At 51.4% G+C, this 15,068-nt stretch carries 20 protein-coding genes and 1 tRNA gene; all 21 read right to left on the minus strand.

Annotated elements, in window-relative coordinates; all coding sequences use genetic code 11:
• Window positions 1-10: 10 nt before the first annotated feature.
• The 21 genes from WBG83_RS02440 to WBG83_RS02540 all read right to left on the minus strand — a co-directional run bounded on the left by WBG83_RS02440 (window position 11) and on the right by WBG83_RS02540 (window position 15,056).
• On the minus strand, window positions 11-874 hold the full coding sequence (locus WBG83_RS02440; protein WP_336742358.1) for a heptaprenyl diphosphate synthase component 1: 864 nt from the start codon (window positions 872-874) through the stop codon (window positions 11-13).
• Between the two features lie 96 nt (window positions 875-970).
• A complete protein-coding gene (locus WBG83_RS02445; protein ID WP_336742360.1) occupies window positions 971-1,507 on the minus strand; it encodes a hypothetical protein in 537 nt (178 codons plus the stop codon).
• A 72-nt stretch (window positions 1,508-1,579) separates the two neighbouring features.
• On the minus strand, window positions 1,580-1,798 hold the full coding sequence (gene mtrB, locus WBG83_RS02450) for a trp RNA-binding attenuation protein MtrB (protein ID WP_336742361.1): 219 nt from the start codon (window positions 1,796-1,798) through the stop codon (window positions 1,580-1,582).
• A 106-nt stretch (window positions 1,799-1,904) separates the two neighbouring features.
• Window positions 1,905-2,825 carry a phosphatase PAP2 family protein gene (locus WBG83_RS02455; RefSeq protein WP_336742362.1) on the minus strand — a complete coding sequence of 307 codons (921 nt, stop codon included), beginning with the start codon at window positions 2,823-2,825 and terminating at the stop codon, window positions 1,905-1,907.
• Window positions 2,826-2,984: 159 nt separating this feature from the next.
• Window positions 2,985-3,061: transfer RNA gene (locus WBG83_RS02460), tRNA-Pro, on the minus strand.
• Between the two features lie 165 nt (window positions 3,062-3,226).
• Complete coding sequence (locus WBG83_RS02465; RefSeq protein WP_336742364.1) at window positions 3,227-3,499, minus strand: HU family DNA-binding protein; 273 nt, start codon at window positions 3,497-3,499, stop codon at window positions 3,227-3,229.
• A gap of 153 nt (window positions 3,500-3,652) precedes the next feature.
• Window positions 3,653-5,131, minus strand: a complete 1,479-nt coding sequence (gene spoIVA, locus WBG83_RS02470) for a stage IV sporulation protein A (protein WP_336742366.1) — start codon at window positions 5,129-5,131, stop codon at window positions 3,653-3,655.
• Between the two features lie 253 nt (window positions 5,132-5,384).
• Entirely contained in the window at window positions 5,385-6,122 is a 738-nt protein-coding gene (locus WBG83_RS02475) for a hypothetical protein (protein ID WP_336742368.1), read from the minus strand.
• Window positions 6,116-6,460, minus strand: a complete 345-nt coding sequence (locus WBG83_RS02480) for a 2Fe-2S iron-sulfur cluster-binding protein (protein WP_336742370.1) — start codon at window positions 6,458-6,460, stop codon at window positions 6,116-6,118. The genes WBG83_RS02475 and WBG83_RS02480 overlap by 7 nt, the downstream gene beginning before the upstream one ends.
• A gap of 4 nt (window positions 6,461-6,464) precedes the next feature.
• A complete protein-coding gene (locus WBG83_RS02485) occupies window positions 6,465-7,076 on the minus strand; it encodes a nucleotidyltransferase domain-containing protein (protein WP_336742372.1) in 612 nt (203 codons plus the stop codon).
• Window positions 7,077-7,079: 3 nt separating this feature from the next.
• Window positions 7,080-7,376 (minus strand): 2Fe-2S iron-sulfur cluster-binding protein, encoded by a 297-nt coding sequence (locus tag WBG83_RS02490; protein WP_336742374.1) that lies wholly within the window; start codon window positions 7,374-7,376, stop codon window positions 7,080-7,082.
• A gap of 11 nt (window positions 7,377-7,387) precedes the next feature.
• Complete coding sequence (locus WBG83_RS02495; RefSeq protein WP_336742376.1) at window positions 7,388-7,567, minus strand: DUF2768 family protein; 180 nt, start codon at window positions 7,565-7,567, stop codon at window positions 7,388-7,390.
• 361 nt (window positions 7,568-7,928) lie between these two features.
• The gene (locus WBG83_RS02500) at window positions 7,929-8,204 is read right to left on the minus strand and encodes a stage VI sporulation protein F (protein WP_336742378.1); all 276 of its coding nucleotides are present in this window, start codon (window positions 8,202-8,204) and stop codon (window positions 7,929-7,931) included.
• 111 nt (window positions 8,205-8,315) lie between these two features.
• Window positions 8,316-9,359, minus strand: coding sequence for an NAD(P)H-dependent glycerol-3-phosphate dehydrogenase (locus tag WBG83_RS02505; RefSeq protein WP_336742380.1), 1,044 nt, complete (start codon window positions 9,357-9,359; stop codon window positions 8,316-8,318).
• A gap of 6 nt (window positions 9,360-9,365) precedes the next feature.
• The gene (gene plsY, locus WBG83_RS02510; protein ID WP_336742381.1) at window positions 9,366-9,977 is read right to left on the minus strand and encodes a glycerol-3-phosphate 1-O-acyltransferase PlsY; all 612 of its coding nucleotides are present in this window, start codon (window positions 9,975-9,977) and stop codon (window positions 9,366-9,368) included.
• 21 nt (window positions 9,978-9,998) lie between these two features.
• Window positions 9,999-11,318 (minus strand): ribosome biogenesis GTPase Der, encoded by a 1,320-nt coding sequence (gene der / locus WBG83_RS02515; RefSeq protein WP_336742382.1) that lies wholly within the window; start codon window positions 11,316-11,318, stop codon window positions 9,999-10,001.
• Window positions 11,319-11,372: 54 nt separating this feature from the next.
• A complete protein-coding gene (locus WBG83_RS02520; protein ID WP_336742383.1) occupies window positions 11,373-11,975 on the minus strand; it encodes a YphA family membrane protein in 603 nt (200 codons plus the stop codon).
• A gap of 122 nt (window positions 11,976-12,097) precedes the next feature.
• Window positions 12,098-13,291 (minus strand): 30S ribosomal protein S1, encoded by a 1,194-nt coding sequence (gene rpsA / locus WBG83_RS02525; RefSeq protein WP_336742384.1) that lies wholly within the window; start codon window positions 13,289-13,291, stop codon window positions 12,098-12,100.
• Between the two features lie 141 nt (window positions 13,292-13,432).
• On the minus strand, window positions 13,433-14,014 hold the full coding sequence (locus tag WBG83_RS02530) for a lysophospholipid acyltransferase family protein (protein WP_336742386.1): 582 nt from the start codon (window positions 14,012-14,014) through the stop codon (window positions 13,433-13,435).
• Window position 14,015: 1 nt separating this feature from the next.
• Window positions 14,016-14,690, minus strand: coding sequence for a (d)CMP kinase (gene cmk, locus WBG83_RS02535; RefSeq protein WP_336742621.1), 675 nt, complete (start codon window positions 14,688-14,690; stop codon window positions 14,016-14,018).
• Between the two features lie 108 nt (window positions 14,691-14,798).
• Complete coding sequence (locus tag WBG83_RS02540; protein WP_336742388.1) at window positions 14,799-15,056, minus strand: hypothetical protein; 258 nt, start codon at window positions 15,054-15,056, stop codon at window positions 14,799-14,801.
• Between the last annotated feature and the right edge of the window lie 12 nt (window positions 15,057-15,068).

The following is a 15,068-nucleotide window of genomic DNA, read 5'->3' on the forward strand; positions in this document are numbered from 1 at the left end:
TCACTTCACCTCAAATTTCTTCCAGCACTTTGGGCGCAGAGAGGTAACGCACCAGCGGTTCCCCGATCGCGGCCAATTCCGCCGTCAGCTTCTCCGAACCCAAGTGTCCGATTTTGTCCTGTACCAGTGCAAGCTGCTGCTGCAGCATCTGATACAATTGTGCTTTTACGTTGTGTTTCAGCCAGAGTGAACGAAGCTTGCCGCCGTCCCCCTGTTCCCCCTTAAGCTGCCTCTTCTCTTCCTTGCTGCCGGTCTGCAAAATATACCAGTATCCCCAACTGCCCTGCAGTTCCTGCAAGGAATTACTGCGGTCTATCTCATGAATAAGCACCTCACAGCGGGTAAACGCCTCCAGTATTTCCGCCCACTGGATGCTGTATATGTCCTTCATCCACCGTCCGAACAGCAAAAAAAGCTGCATGCGGATGTTTACAGTTTCCTGCAAGTACTCCTCGGCAGAGCATTTCAACTGCTTCATTCTCACATACAAGCTCATTTTCAGTCGATTGACCTCACAAATCGCCCCGGACAGCTGCCGTGTCATTTCCGTATGCCCGGCCTGTGAGAGCAATTGATAAAACCGGCTGCTGAAGTAGTCGCCGGCCAATACTTGCAGCTGCCTGGAACGAGCCGCTTTGGTCTCTTTTACATCGTTGGTTTCACTGACCAGCTGATGTGTGTCCAGCCCCATCTGAGCGAGTGAAGTGACGAGAGCATACAATTCCGTGGACTCTTGTGGCAATCCGCTTTTGTTCAAAAAGGCGAATAAAAGCCGTACCCGATAGTGCGGAAATTCCGGCAGCTCGGTATTGGTTTGAATCATATCGTAATCGGTATATTTCTTGGCTATCTCAGGGATACGGTAACTGTTCATGCAAAGGCCTCCTGCGTATAGAACAAACAATCGCAACTATTATATCACAACCGGACTGTCTGCGCACATGGCAAACTCCTGAACTCCTTGCGCGGCTTACAAGCCGTATTTTTGCCTCCATTTGGGCGTAAAATTCATTTGAAACCGGCTGCGCACGAAAACCTCGGGCGTAAGGGCTTCATTCCAGCTGTCAGGCTCCCCCATGTAGCGCCGCTGGGCATCCATGGAAAGCAGAAGGGTCATCGAAGAAGGCTTCACCGCGCCAGAGCCGCGTTCCATCACACGAACCATCACTTCCTTCACATTCGCGGTCCGGTTGAAGCTGTGATTAACCAGGTTGTACAAGTCCTCGTAAATGAGCTCCTTCCCGCTCTGTGCAGGGTTTACCGCCAAATCCAGGCTAATAATCGAATCCCGCCAATCGACGCGAAGGATGTCCGCATGCAGCCGAACCTGGGTCAGCAGGTCGACTACACCCGCTTCATCAATCCTTTCCGTTTTGACAGCACGCATTACCGGCAGCTCGCTGCCCTTATTTAATTCAAGTCCGCTCCATTGCAGCACCAGCGTTAGTCCGATAGCCAGACCGCACGAAGCAAGCATAGTTAAGAGGATACGCGTGAACCAGGACAAGAGATTTCCCTCCTCTGCCAAGCACCTATATCCTCATTGTACATATGAAAAAAGCAGGCTATGCCTGCAAAATTATTCCTCTGTATCCACGACACCGTATTTGGTCATGACAACCGCTTTGCCCCGGATTTTGACCGCTGAGGTGTGCTCTGTAAATTGGGCGATCATGACCTCTCCCTTGTCCAGCTTCTCTGTATGATGAAACCGGGTATCCTGGCCGCGGGTAAGTCCAATCACCTGAACGCCATTTTCCTTTGCCCGAATCACAAAATAATCATTGTTTCCTTCCATGGAAACAGCTCCTTTCACGAATCCGTTTATCCCCTAATCATGCGTTAAACGGATGGTGCTTGTCAACGTTAAGCACGTTCTTTTTAGAAAAAACAAAAGGCTGCCCTTAGGCAGCCACAGCGGATTCCGGCTTCGTCCGCTTTCCTTTGTAGAAACGCTTCAGCTTGCCGGGCAGCTTCTCCGATACGAACCCGATAATAAAATCGGACAGCTTCACAACAAGGAACGCAAAAATCATCCCGGCCACAACATCGAGCACCCAGTGAATTTGCAGGTACAATGTAGAGAAAATAATCGCAGCGCAGTACGTCACCATCATATACTTGAAAATCCGGTCTTTCTCACGAAGCGCAAGCAGCAGCATGGCAAATGAAATGGAGGTATGCATGCTCGGCATGCAGTTCATTACAGCGACCAGCTTGTCATTCTCGGTTGCAAAGGTACGAAGCAGCAAATCCGGCTGCTGCTTAACAAACCAAACTTCCCGAAGCAGAATCAAATTATAAAAAGGCAGAATCAGCGGAAACTGCATCATATGTCCGGACAATGCGTAGGACAGCATTTTTTTCACGCTTCTGGTCCAGTAGCTCCGCAGGATACAAATCCACAAGGAAAGCACAAAGCCGTAATTATATACCCAGCGCATCACCCGATCAAGCAGCGGCGTATTTATGGCGCGCGCCCATGCCCCGTCATTAAACGGAATGCTCATCATAACCTGATCCCACTGCCAAGGATGCTTATTGTTCTCGAACATCCAATTGGCAATCCGCCACCAGAGACCGTTCCCCGAGCCGTAGAAATAATAAAAAACGCCGAGCAGCGGAATCCCGATCAAAAAAAACCGTTTCCAGTCCTGATCAATCTGGTCTCTCCGGACACCAAGCAAACAAATCATCAGCAAAATCCAGCATTCGGTCGACCAGTTCCCGACGGTCCCGATCCGCCACATCAAAAATATCGATACAATAATTCCGTACATTGTCCAATCCTGACTGCTAAACCACGAATTCCCTTTCTGTTCCAACCTATGTCCCGCCCCTCCGGCACGATGTATCTTGTCGCTCAACCACTACAGTATAGCAAAAACGAAATGAAAATTCTTAAAGAAATATTTACAATACAGGAAGCAGGTTCAGGAATTTGGGCAAAAGAAAAAGACACCGTCCTGACGATGCCTTGTTCATGGTCGGAGTAACACGATTCGAACGTGCGACCTCACCCACCCCAAGGGTGCGCTCTACCAGGCTGAGCTATACCCCGATGTAAAGCTCCTCTGTAAAAAGCACATCTGCTGATACATCCCGCATGACCAACTGCGTTGCTACAAGTGATTATAAGGTGTCTGCGACAATTTGTAAAGGGATTATATAGAAAAACACCCTTCCGCTAAAAAGGGTGCTTGGGCCGGCCGGGTGCGGCGCAGCCTTATTTAATTCCGTCGCGAAGCGATTTACCTGCTTTGAAGGCAGGCACCTTGCTGGCCGGGATTTCAATGTCTTCTCCGGTCTGAGGATTGCGTCCTTTACGGGCGGAACGTTCACGCACTTCAAAATTTCCAAAGCCGACAAGCTGAACCTTGTCGCCATTTTGCAGCGCCTCCGAAATGGCATCAAATACGGCATCCACCGCTTTGGTGACATCCTTTTTGGACAGCTCGGTCAATTCAGCGACTTTATTAATCAGTTCGGTTTTGTTCATGTGATTCACCTCCCCCCGAAAGCAGGTCGTGTTCCTACTACTCTGTCTTACCGTTTCAGTGAAAAATATACCTGATACGCCCCGTATTTTCAAGGGGAGCCAGCAAAAAAAGCACTCTTGGGGAGTGCTTTTGAGCGTAAATGGCCTGAAATGCTACAAAATAATCGCGATGAGTCCGCCGGAGCCTTCGTTGATAATGCGGCCCAAGGTTTCCTGGAGCTTGTAGCGGGCATTGTCGGGCATCATCGCGAGCTTGCCCTGAATACCCTCTCTTACGATGGAGTGCAGCGAGCGGCCGAAAATATCCGACTCCCAGATTTTTAGCGGGTCGCTTTCGAAGTCGCTCATTAAATAGCGAACCAATTCCTCGCTCTGCTTTTCCGTCCCGATAATCGGGGCAAATTCCGATTCCACATCCACGCGAATCATATGAATCGAAGGCGCCGTGGCCTTCAAGCGCACACCGAACCGGGACCCTTGGCGGATAAGCTCAGGCTCATCAAGCGACATATCTGCGAGAGTCGGAGGCGCAATTCCGTATCCTGTCGTTTTGACCATCTCCAGCGATTCCGCAAAACGGTCATACTCCCGCTTGGCGTGAGTGAATTCCTGCATCAGCTGGAGCAGATGATCCTTGCCGCGGATTTCGACCCCGACAACCTCCATCAAAATTTTATCATACAGCTCATCCGGCGCAAACAGGTCGATCTCCGCAACGCCCTGCCCCATATCCATCCCGGCCAGGGCCGCCCGTTCAATAAAATCGTATTCGCTGAAATTGCCGACCACCCGATCCACATCCCGGAGCCGCCTGATATCCTTGACGGTTTCGCGGACAGAATCCTCGAAGTGGGAACGAAGCCAGTGTCTCTCCTCCAAAACCATAACCCAGCTTGGCAGATTGACGTTTACTTCATGCACGGGGAATTCATACAGCACTTCCCGCAGCACCTGATACATATCCTCTTCATTCATGGCCGCCACGCTCATGGCAATGACCGGAATGTCGTATTTGGCAGCCAGCTCGCCGCGGAGCGCAGTCACCTCTTCGCTTTGCGGGCGCGTCGAGTTGACGATAAGAATAAACGGCTTGCCGACCTCCTTCAATTCCTCAACCACCCGCTCCTCGGCGGAAACATACGATGAACGGGGAATTTCGGCAATGGAGCCGTCTGTTGTAATAATGATGCCAAGCGTGGAATGCTCCTGAATGACCTTGCGCGTTCCGATTTCAGCCGCTTCCTGGAACGGAATCGGCTCCTCGAACCACGGTGTTGAAATCATACGCGGCCCATTCTCATCCTCGTAGCCTTTAGCGCCCTCCACGGTGTATCCGACACAATCAACGACGCGGACATTCACATCCAATCCTTCAGCAACTCGCAGCTGAACGGCCTGGTTCGGCACAAACTTCGGTTCTGTCGTCATGATGGTGCGGCCGGCGGCGCTTTGCGGGAGCTCATCGATCGCCCGAATCCGGTCCGCTTCATTTTGGATGTTCGGCAGTACCACCGATTCCATAAACCGCTTAATAAAGGTTGATTTACCAGTACGGACAGCGCCTACGACTCCGATGTAGATGTCTCCACCGGTCCGCTCGGCAATGTCTTTGAAGATATCGACTTTTTCCAATTGAGATCCCCTCCTGACAGGATGTAACCACATTCGTACATGCTCTGAGCTACTAACAATATATGTACCCGGATAGAAAATATAACTACTAGCTATAATAGATTTGCTTGCGGCTTTCTTTTTTCATTCGAAATAGCGGAAAGCCCCTGATGCGCTTCTTTCAATCCTTTGTCAGTATATTCTCCCGCCTTCGAGGATAGACCGGCTTGCACGTGCAGCAATAAAAAAAGCCCTGAGGCTTCCATACGGAAGCTCAGAGCGGCTGAATAGCGACAGGCTGGTCGTTTTGCCAGTGATATGCCGTTGATTTAACAGGTACATACAAGCCATCATCAACCAGCAGCTGACGAAGGTCCGTATCCGGATTCGGCGCTGGCATGCCCTTTTTCTGAATAAGCTGGGCAATATCCGATCCATAATCCACGAAAACCTGACCAGCTTCATTAATTATCAGCGAATTGAGCTGAGTGAAGTACAGGCTGCGCACCTGCTGACTCTCCTGGCCCAGAGCCTTAAAATCAATGGAATAGAAGGACGGAGCGATCTGAGCGCCTTTTGGCAGCGCGCCCTGCCGGCTGGCCCGGTAGTCATCCACCCACTTCTGGACTTCATTGATTTGCTGAACGGAAGCGATATCCATCAGCTTCACCTGGGGGCTTTCTTCCACATTCGTCAGCACAAATACAGCGCTGCCGCCTTTTTCATAGGCTGTTGCCGGAATGGAGCTGAGTGTTTGCTTCGCAATCATTTTGCTGAAATCAATCACGTAGCGTTCGTAGAGAGGCGTGCTCTCCGTGAAATTCTTGATGGGCAGCACACCCGTCTGCTGCTGGTACTGCTGGATAGCCGTCTGTACAATCAAGACGCTTTCTTTCAGCGCTACTGCATTTTCTTTGCGCAGCTCCTTCGGATACATACAGCCGCTGAGCAGCAGGGCCATAATGACCGCCGTAAGAACCACGGCTTGACGGTTAAAGCGTTTTATTACCAAAGCTTGTCCTCCTCCTGCTGTTCCCTCAGCTTGGCCCGGATTACCGCCTTGAGCGGGTCCTCTGGCACTTCTACTTGGGCATCGCCGATAATCTTCACCTGACAGGCCAATCGCACATTCTGCTTAACGAGTGGTCCGAGCTTTCTTGCCTCTTTATCCTGTACTTGCGATAAGCCCTGCCCGGACAGCGCAGTGACTTTGCACATCAGGCAGGCGGCATTGCCCGCACAGCGGGAACGTATGATCAGGTTCGCCTTGCGGGCCGCGTGAAGCACAGATGTTCCAGGCGGAACCTCAATCGTTTTGTTATCCGGTAAAAATGTTAGTTTTACCCCCATGGCTCTATTCCTTTCTCATGACGGACAGGCCCGGCGGATGCTGAAGCACCCGGCTCAGCCGTTCAAAAAGCAATTCGCTTATCTCGCTGTGCTGGAGCACATACTGCAAGGGAGGCAGCTGCCTGCGCAAATGCCCGGAGATCATTCCGGCAATAGCGATGTACCGATCAGGCCTGTGGCGGAGCATATTGAAAATCAGTTCATGGGCAAGCGGCATTAAAGCAATGCTCTTATTCTCAATCCGTGTCTCCACGCGAAACGGCCATAGCCCGTCCTGAATACGAACCTCATAGCTGCTGCCCGCCGAATTCACCTTCAAGCTGCCCACAAGCTCCAGAGACACCCCATCAAGATCGTAGTGGCTCAGGCAGGAGGAATACATGCCGGTAGTGCTGAGCTGAGGCTGATCAACAGCAAACGGCCGCAGACATTCATAAACAGCATCCACCTGATCGGCATCAACATAGACATCCAAATCTCGCGGCAGGTTCACAAGCGGCACGCCTTGAAGCAGCAGTCCGCAGCTTCCGCCGACAAGCCACCGGAGTCCGTTCTTCGCCGAAAGCTCCTTCTCCAGCGTAAGAATTGCCTTCAGTAAATGGTTCGTTTTATTCATACCTCAAAAATTCGACTTGAGTACGGCCTGGATGGGGCCCTCCTCGCGGATTCGGCATTGACAGCCGAGCCGGTACCCCATGTCCAGTTCCTCGTCATCAAGCCAATCCAGCTCCGCATCACTAGGCTCGCTAAGCCGCTGCCCGCCTTCAGTCACCAGGCAGCGGCAGCGGGCGCAAGTTCCGCGGTTGCAGGAAAAATTCCAGTCCACCTTATGCTGCAGCGCCAAATCCAGGAGCGTTTTGCCGATTTGCGTAGGCACGGTTTTATGTATAGAACGTCCTTTTAGCTCGACTAGCATGAACTTTCCTCCTACAGCAGTGATGTAATCATGTAAAGTATAGATACTAGCAGCATCAGATAAGCTACAATCGAAAGCACCCATCGGAAAACACGTTGGTTTCGGGAACGCGCATAAGAAATAATGAAGGAAGAGAGCACCATCAGGCCCATTGCAATAAAGGAGGCCCACATTTTGTCCATACTGCTCATTTCTCGAATTCAACCCCTGTACATGTGCCGCTCATGGCAGCATAAATTATAACTTTCATTATAGCATCCCCGGCTTAAGGAGGAAAAGCAGTCCAAGCTGTGACTTGCTGTCTGCCGCCAAGCAAACAAAGCCGGATACAGGCCCTGGGCCTGCATCCGGCTTTGTTGCTTGACGCATCTAAGCGTATCTCCCAGCGTGTTCTGCGTTCATAACAGCGGTCAACTGCACGCGCAGCGGATAATGTCCCATATACTCCTGCAGCTAAACCAAGCTGTTAGCTATTACCAGAACCGCCCCTTCACTTCACTCAGGATCACCGCTATCTGCTTTCACACGCCTAGTCCAGAAAGAATAGCTGTTCTACTTTTTCATCAGCTTCATCAGCTGTTCAAGACTGTTCGGTTGTACGCCGCTGCTTTTGACTGCTTTAATAATGTCATTTACCGTAGATTCAGAAACCGGTATATTCGCCATGCTCGACACCTGCTTAATCAGCTGGCGAAGCTGTGTATCACTTTGCAGCGTAGACGGTTTAACTCCGCTGGCAAGCTTGTTAATATCCTTTTGAGATATTTTCTTTCCCGTTTTTTTCTGAATGGACTGGAGTACATCCTTCGGGATGTTTTTGCCGCTCATACCTTGCCTCCTCCCAAGTGCGCTTGACAAGGCGCTGCAAACTGCAAGCCGATGTCAAACGGGATTTACGGTATTGTATGAGCGCCCGTCTTACTTGGTGTAGGCGGCCGGCTATTTCAGCGGCACATTAATCGACGGCTCTTCCATTTCGTGTGTCTTGGCTCGTCCCATCAGGTCCTGGACGGCAGTCTGTACCGATTTCCCCTCAAATAAGGTGCGGAACAGCTCCGCTGTAATCGGCATGACCACATCATATTGCTGAGACAGGCTGAAGGCGGCGCGTGTTGTTTTTACCCCCTCAACCACCATCCCCATTTCCTCCAGCACCTGCGACAACGCTTTTCCTTGAGCAAGGGCGTAGCCAGCCCGCCAGTTGCGGCTGTGGCGGCTGGTGCAGGTGACGACCAAATCCCCGAGTCCTGCCAGTCCGGAGAAGGTAAGCGGATTGGCCCCCATCGCCATGCCCAGCCTGGAAATCTCCGCCAAGCCGCGCGTAAGCAGCGCCGCCTTCGCATTATCGCCGAAGCCAAGCCCATCCGTCAGACCTGCGCCGAGGGCAATAATATTTTTGAGAGCGCCTCCGATTTCTACACCGATCACATCCAGATTCGTATACACCCGGAAATAATGGTTAATAAACAAATCCTGAACCGCTTCGGCCGCCTGAAGATGCTCCGCAGCAACCACAACAGTGGTCAAGGAGCGCCGGATAACCTCTTCTGCGTGGCTTGGGCCAGACAATACGGCAATACGGCGGGCATCGATATGCGGAAGCTCATCAGCCAGCACCGTGCTCATCCGCTTGAGGGTATCCTGCTCGAAGCCCTTGGCCGCATGTACAACAATACAGCCTGGTTTGACGAAGGGCCGGATTTGCCTGGCGACCTCCCGCATAGCGGAAGAAGGCGCAGCAATCACAAGCAAATCTGCATCGGTCACGGCTTCTTCTATGCTTCCCGTAGCTTGAAGCAGCGGCGGCAGCGGTGCATCCCCGTGAAACCGGGAATTACGATGGCGAAGGTTAATATCCTCCACTTCAGCCGCATTCCTGGACCAGATCAGCACATGATGGCCGTTATCGGCCAATACGGCTGCGAGCGCCGTTCCCCAGCTTCCCGCCACCAAAACGGAAATTCGAGGTGATTGTACGCTCATACCTGATTATCCCTCTTTCTTTTGTCCGATTTTGTTTTCCTGGCCGGTAAGCAGCTTCCTGATATTCGAACGGTGGCGTACGACGGCAAATATAAACAGAACGATCGACAAAAGCAAAATTTCAACCGATTGCTTCATCAGCAAAATAAAGATCGGCAGGAACAACGTAAAAAGCAGTGAGCCTAAAGAAACATAGCGGGTAATAACGATCGATAAAATAGCAATAATCCCGGCAAACAACGCTGGCAAAAAGCTTAAGGAAACGACAACACCGATTGTAGTTGCAATTCCCTTCCCGCCTTTAAATCCGAAATATACCGGCCAATTATGTCCGATAATGGCTGCCAGGCCACAGCAGATCTCAACGAGAACCTGTGTATTCTCCAGCCCGATCCCTAGCCATTTGCCAAGGAATACAGCCAGCACACCCTTGATGATATCGAGCAAAAGCACCGTAATTGCCGGCCCCTTGCCCAAAACGCGCAGTGTATTCGTCGCTCCTGCATTGCCGCTGCCGTGCTGGCGGATATCGATTCCCTTCCACAGCTTGCCATACAAGTAGCTGAAGCTGATAGAGCCTATCAAGTATGATAAAACAACCGGCACGATAAAGTGCACACCTGCTCCCCCTCTAAACGGTTAATCCTCCGACTTTTTGCGTGTCAGCAGCCGCAGCGGCGTGCCGACAAAGCCGAACGCGTCCCGGATTTTATTTTCCAAGTAACGCTCATAGGAGAAATGCATCAGCTCCGGATCATTAACAAAGAAAATAATAGTCGGCGGCTTCACCGCCACTTGTGTAGCGTAGTTCAGGCGCATACGCCGCCCTTTGTCTGTCGGCGGGGGATTAATCGTAACCGCGTCGGCGACAACGTCATTAAGCAGATGCGTTTGTACACGAAGCGCATGCTGCTCACTAACCTCCTGCACCACCGGAAACAGCTTATGCAGCCGCTGCTTCGTCCTGGCTGACAGAAACACAATCGGCGCATAGGTCATAAACAGGAAATGATCGCGGATTTTTTGGGCGAACACCTGCATCGTTTTGTCGTCTTTTTCTACAGCATCCCATTTATTGACCACGAAAATCGACGCTTTCCCCGCTTCATGGGCATAACCGGCGATATGCTTATCCTGCTCAATAATACCTTCTTCGCCATTGATGAGAACAAGCACCACGTCGGCTCTTTCAATCGCCTGCATCGCTCTCATGACGCTGTACTTCTCCGTGGATTCGTACACTTTGCCCCGCTTGCGCATGCCTGCAGTATCAATAATGACGTATTTCTGCCCATCCTTCTCAAAAGGCGTGTCAACCGCATCCCGGGTCGTTCCGGCAATATCGCTTACAATAACACGCTCCTCGCCAAGTATAGCATTCACAAGCGAGGATTTGCCGACATTCGGCCGGCCGATCAAGGCGACCTTGATGACATCGTCATCATAAACCTCTTCCGTCGCTTCCGGCAGCTTGCCTGCAATAGCTTCCAGCAGGTCACCGATACCGAGTCCATGCGCGCCGGACAAAGAAACCGGATCACCGAAGCCCAGGCTGTAAAATTCGTAGATGTCCTCCTGCCGTTTCAAGTTATCCACTTTGTTTACAGCCAGAACAACGGGCTTGCCGGCCCGGTATAGCATTTGCCCGACCTCTTCATCTGCCGGCGTTATCCCTGCCTTGGCATCCACCATGAATACAACGACATCCGCTTCCTCCATAGCCAGCTCGGCCTGCAGCCGGACGGATTTCAGAATACGGTCCTCATCATCCATGTCGATCCCGCCGGTATCGATGACGCTAAAAGCGCGTCCCATCCATTCCGCCGTTCCGTATATCCGATCCCGGGTAACCCCCGGCTTGTCCTCAACGATAGCCAGACGGCTGCCGATGAGTAGATTAAAAATCGTCGATTTCCCCACGTTTGGTCTGCCGACGATGGCAACCACAGATTTGGCCATTAACCTTCACTCTCCTCACACCTTAAACATCATAGCAAAATCACCAACGTTTGGCTATTGATTTTGCTCCTCCTTGCGATAGGACATTCCAAGGCAAGCCGCCGCCCCAGCAGACAACGTCCGTCCGGATAAACAAGCGAGCCACCAGCTGTCTTGAAACGCAAGCCCGCCAAGCACTTCATGCTGCGGCCAGCCGTGCCAGCAATAAAACAGCACTTCTCCTGCAAGGACACTTATTGTAATCAAGCCCATTTGGCGAGTCGCATCGTGTACAAGCACAGCGGAGCACAGCCCGAGAACTAGTGCTGCATCCATATGGGGCAGCTGTGCCAAAAATACAGGATCAATCAGAAGCAGATGCTTCATTAAGTAATACAATGAACTGAGTAAAGCGGAATATCCAAGCACCTGAGCCGAAGCCGACTGCCGCACGGCAAGACCAAGAAATAACAAGCCCGCCGCACTCAGCCAAAGAAACGCGCCGTTGACCGGGATCTTGTGCAGCGTAAATTGGCATTGAACCAGAATGGCCCATCCGCACAAGAAAACAAACCATCCCTTCATCGGCCAATTCGCTAGCAGTGTGTTCTTCCATCCGCTTGCAAGTAAAATAATGACGATGGCCAGCAGCAAATACGATAATATCCCGGGATTCATGGCTTCATCCTCCGCTTTGCGTCCGAATGTAAATCCATACGGGTATAGTATCGGCGTTACCGCTTCGCTTTATCTTTCCAAAAACTAACGGTGAACTCTGGCGAGTTCACCGTTTACGAGTTTTACTTAAATTTGCTCAGCTTATCACCGAAGCGTTCGCCCAGTGTCAAGCTCAAGCTCTGGCTCGCCGGAATATCAACCACCGGCTCTTTTGCGCGAGGCTGGCGCTCCGGCTTCGGAGCTGCTTCAGGCGCTTCTTCTGTTTCTTTGATGCTGAGGCTTACGCGCTCTTGCTCTATGTTGATATCAAGAATTTTGACATTAACCTCTTGACCTTCTTTAAGCACCTCATGCGGTGTACCGATATGACGGTGAGCGATTTGGGAAATATGAACCAATCCTTCAACGCCAGGAGCGATTTCAACGAAGGCTCCGAAGCCTGCAAGACGCTTCACAGTACCCGTAACAACATCGCCAATGTTGAACTTGCCTGAAACCTGCTGCCAAGGACCCGGCTGAGTCGCCTTCAAGCTCAGGCTGATACGCTCGCTGTCTGGGTCCAGCTTCAGCACTTGAACCTTCACTTGGTCGCCTTCTTTTACCACATCGGACGCTTTTTCAACGTGGTGCCATGCCATTTCGGAGATATGGACAAGACCGTCGATACCGCCGATATCAATGAATGCCCCGAATTGAGTCAAACGCTGTACGGTACCGTCAAGCACCTGACCAACATGCAGGCCGGCCAAAATTTGTTTTTTGCCTTGCTCGTATTCTTCATCAAGCACATCCTTTTGAGACAGGATGACTTTGTTTTTCTCGCGATCCAGCTCTTTTACACGAAGACGCAAGGTGCGGCCTTTGTAATCGCTGAAATCTTCTACGAAATGACGCTCAACCATGGACGCCGGAACGAAGCCGCGAAGACCTACATCTACGACGAGCCCGCCTTTGACAACATCGGATACTTTAGCTTCAAGAACAGCCTTGCTATCCAGCTTCTCTTGCAGCTGTGTCCATGCGGATTCGCTGTCGATTGCACGCTTGGACAATACGAGCGTCTCTTTGTTGTCATTGATGCTGACAATCTTCAGCTCCACTTCTTGACCAACCTCGACGGCATCAGCGGCGTTGTCGATTTGAACGGAGGAAAGCTCCTTCAGCGGAATCACGCCGTCATATTTGTAACCAATATCGACGATAGCCTGGTTATCTTCCAGCTTTACAATTTTACCTTTGACTGTATCCCCTTTTTTAAGGACAACCACATTGCTCAAATCTTGAATTTCTTCTTGAACTTTAATCTCTTCTGACATTGACGAATAACCTCCTCGACTTACAACCCATATATTGATAATTTTAATAAAACCTTATCCAAGTTATTACTAGTATAATTCCAAGATACCATTTCCATACGCTATAATCAATTTTGCAAGCCACAATCTTTGACAACCCGGTTAAATTTGATGCTGTTTGGCGAGCGCGCGGATTTGCTTCATGATTTTTTCGGTGGCTTGCTCCAGCGCTTCAGGGCCAGAGATTTCCGCAAATTCGCTCAAGTCTACAGGCGGTCCGTAAATTACCTTCATTTTGCGAAAAAATTTGTAATCGCCGACGATGGCAGCTGGAATAACGGTTGCTCCCGTCTTTATCGCAAGGCTTGAAGCGCCCTTTTTCCCCATACCGCCGCTGTTGCTGCGCGATCCTTCCGGGAAAATCCCGAGTATGTTGCCTTCCTTCAGCAGCTGCATCGATAGCCGGATCGATTCCTTGCTCACCCCGCCGCGTTTGACCGGATAAGCTCCCCACTTCGTAATCAGCCAGCCGACGACAGGGACGCGAAACAGCTCTTCCTTCGCCATAAAACGAATTTGCCGCTTCAGAAGGCAGCCGACCATTGGAGGATCGAAATTGCTGCGGTGGTTGGAGCAAAGCACAACCGGCCCCTCAGCCGGAACATAATGGGCGTTAACCGCTTCAAAACGGAACAGCAATTTAAAGATCACGGCAAAACAGTTTTTGAAAATCGAATACAGCATATTATTCGTACTCCTTGCCGGCATATACAGCTGTGAGCGAGACAATTTTGTCCACAACCTGCTCAATGGAAAGCTTCGTGCTATCCACAACCACCGCGTCTTCAGCCTGCCGCAGCGGGGAAGTCTCGCGCTCCTCATCCATCTTGTCGCGCAAGGCAATATCGTGCTCCAGCTGGGATAGTGAAACCGTTTGATTTTTGCTTTGCAGCTCCTGGTAGCGTCTCGAAGCACGCTCCTGCACACTGGCTGTCAAAAAGACCTTGACCTCCGCATCGGGCAGCACGTGCGTGCCGATATCGCGTCCGTCCATGACGACGCCTTTTTGCCGGGCCATCTGCTGCTGCTTGTCAACCAGAAGCTTGCGCACCTCCGGTATTTGAGCGACATACGATACCCGGTTGCTCACCTCGGGGTGGCGAATTTCCTCACTGACATCTTGCCCGTCCGCCAGAACCTGCTGTGCGAGCTCTCCCGGCTGCAGCTCGATAGTCATTTGCTCCGCTGTACGAATAACCAGCTGCGTTTGTTCCACCTGCAGACCCTGCTGCAGCACCTTCCAGGTCACTGCCCGGTACATCGCGCCGGTGTCCACATACACATACCCAAGCCGTTTTGCCACCAGCCTCGCCACCGTACTTTTTCCAGCGCCAGCAGGGCCGTCAATGGCAATATTCATCCGCTTCACCCGTCCTACACTCCTCCATGAAAAAAGCAGGCTAAGCCTGCGATATAACATAAATTATACCACAACCCAGTGAGCCGTGCAAAAAAACGCGTCCCGGCCTCATTTGTCGCGCGCTGTGCCGTTCCATTCATAAGGCTCGCCCTCCAGACGCTCCACCTTAACCAGGGCATGCCGAAGCGGCTCCCACTGGAGCAGAAGCTGAAAGAAAACCAGCAGCGAGACCAGTACGACAGCCGCTCTAATCAGCCAGCGCTCCCATCGGGAGGAGAAATACAGAAACAGCTGCTCATACTGCGCTGCCGTGATTTGCTCCTTCCGCTGACCGCCCGCCTGTCTTCGTCCGAACCATTGTGACATAAGAAAAAGCCG

The sequence above is a fragment of the Paenibacillus sp. y28 genome (assembly GCF_037137075.1).
Lineage (GTDB): Bacteria > Bacillota > Bacilli > Paenibacillales > NBRC-103111 > JBBBNV01.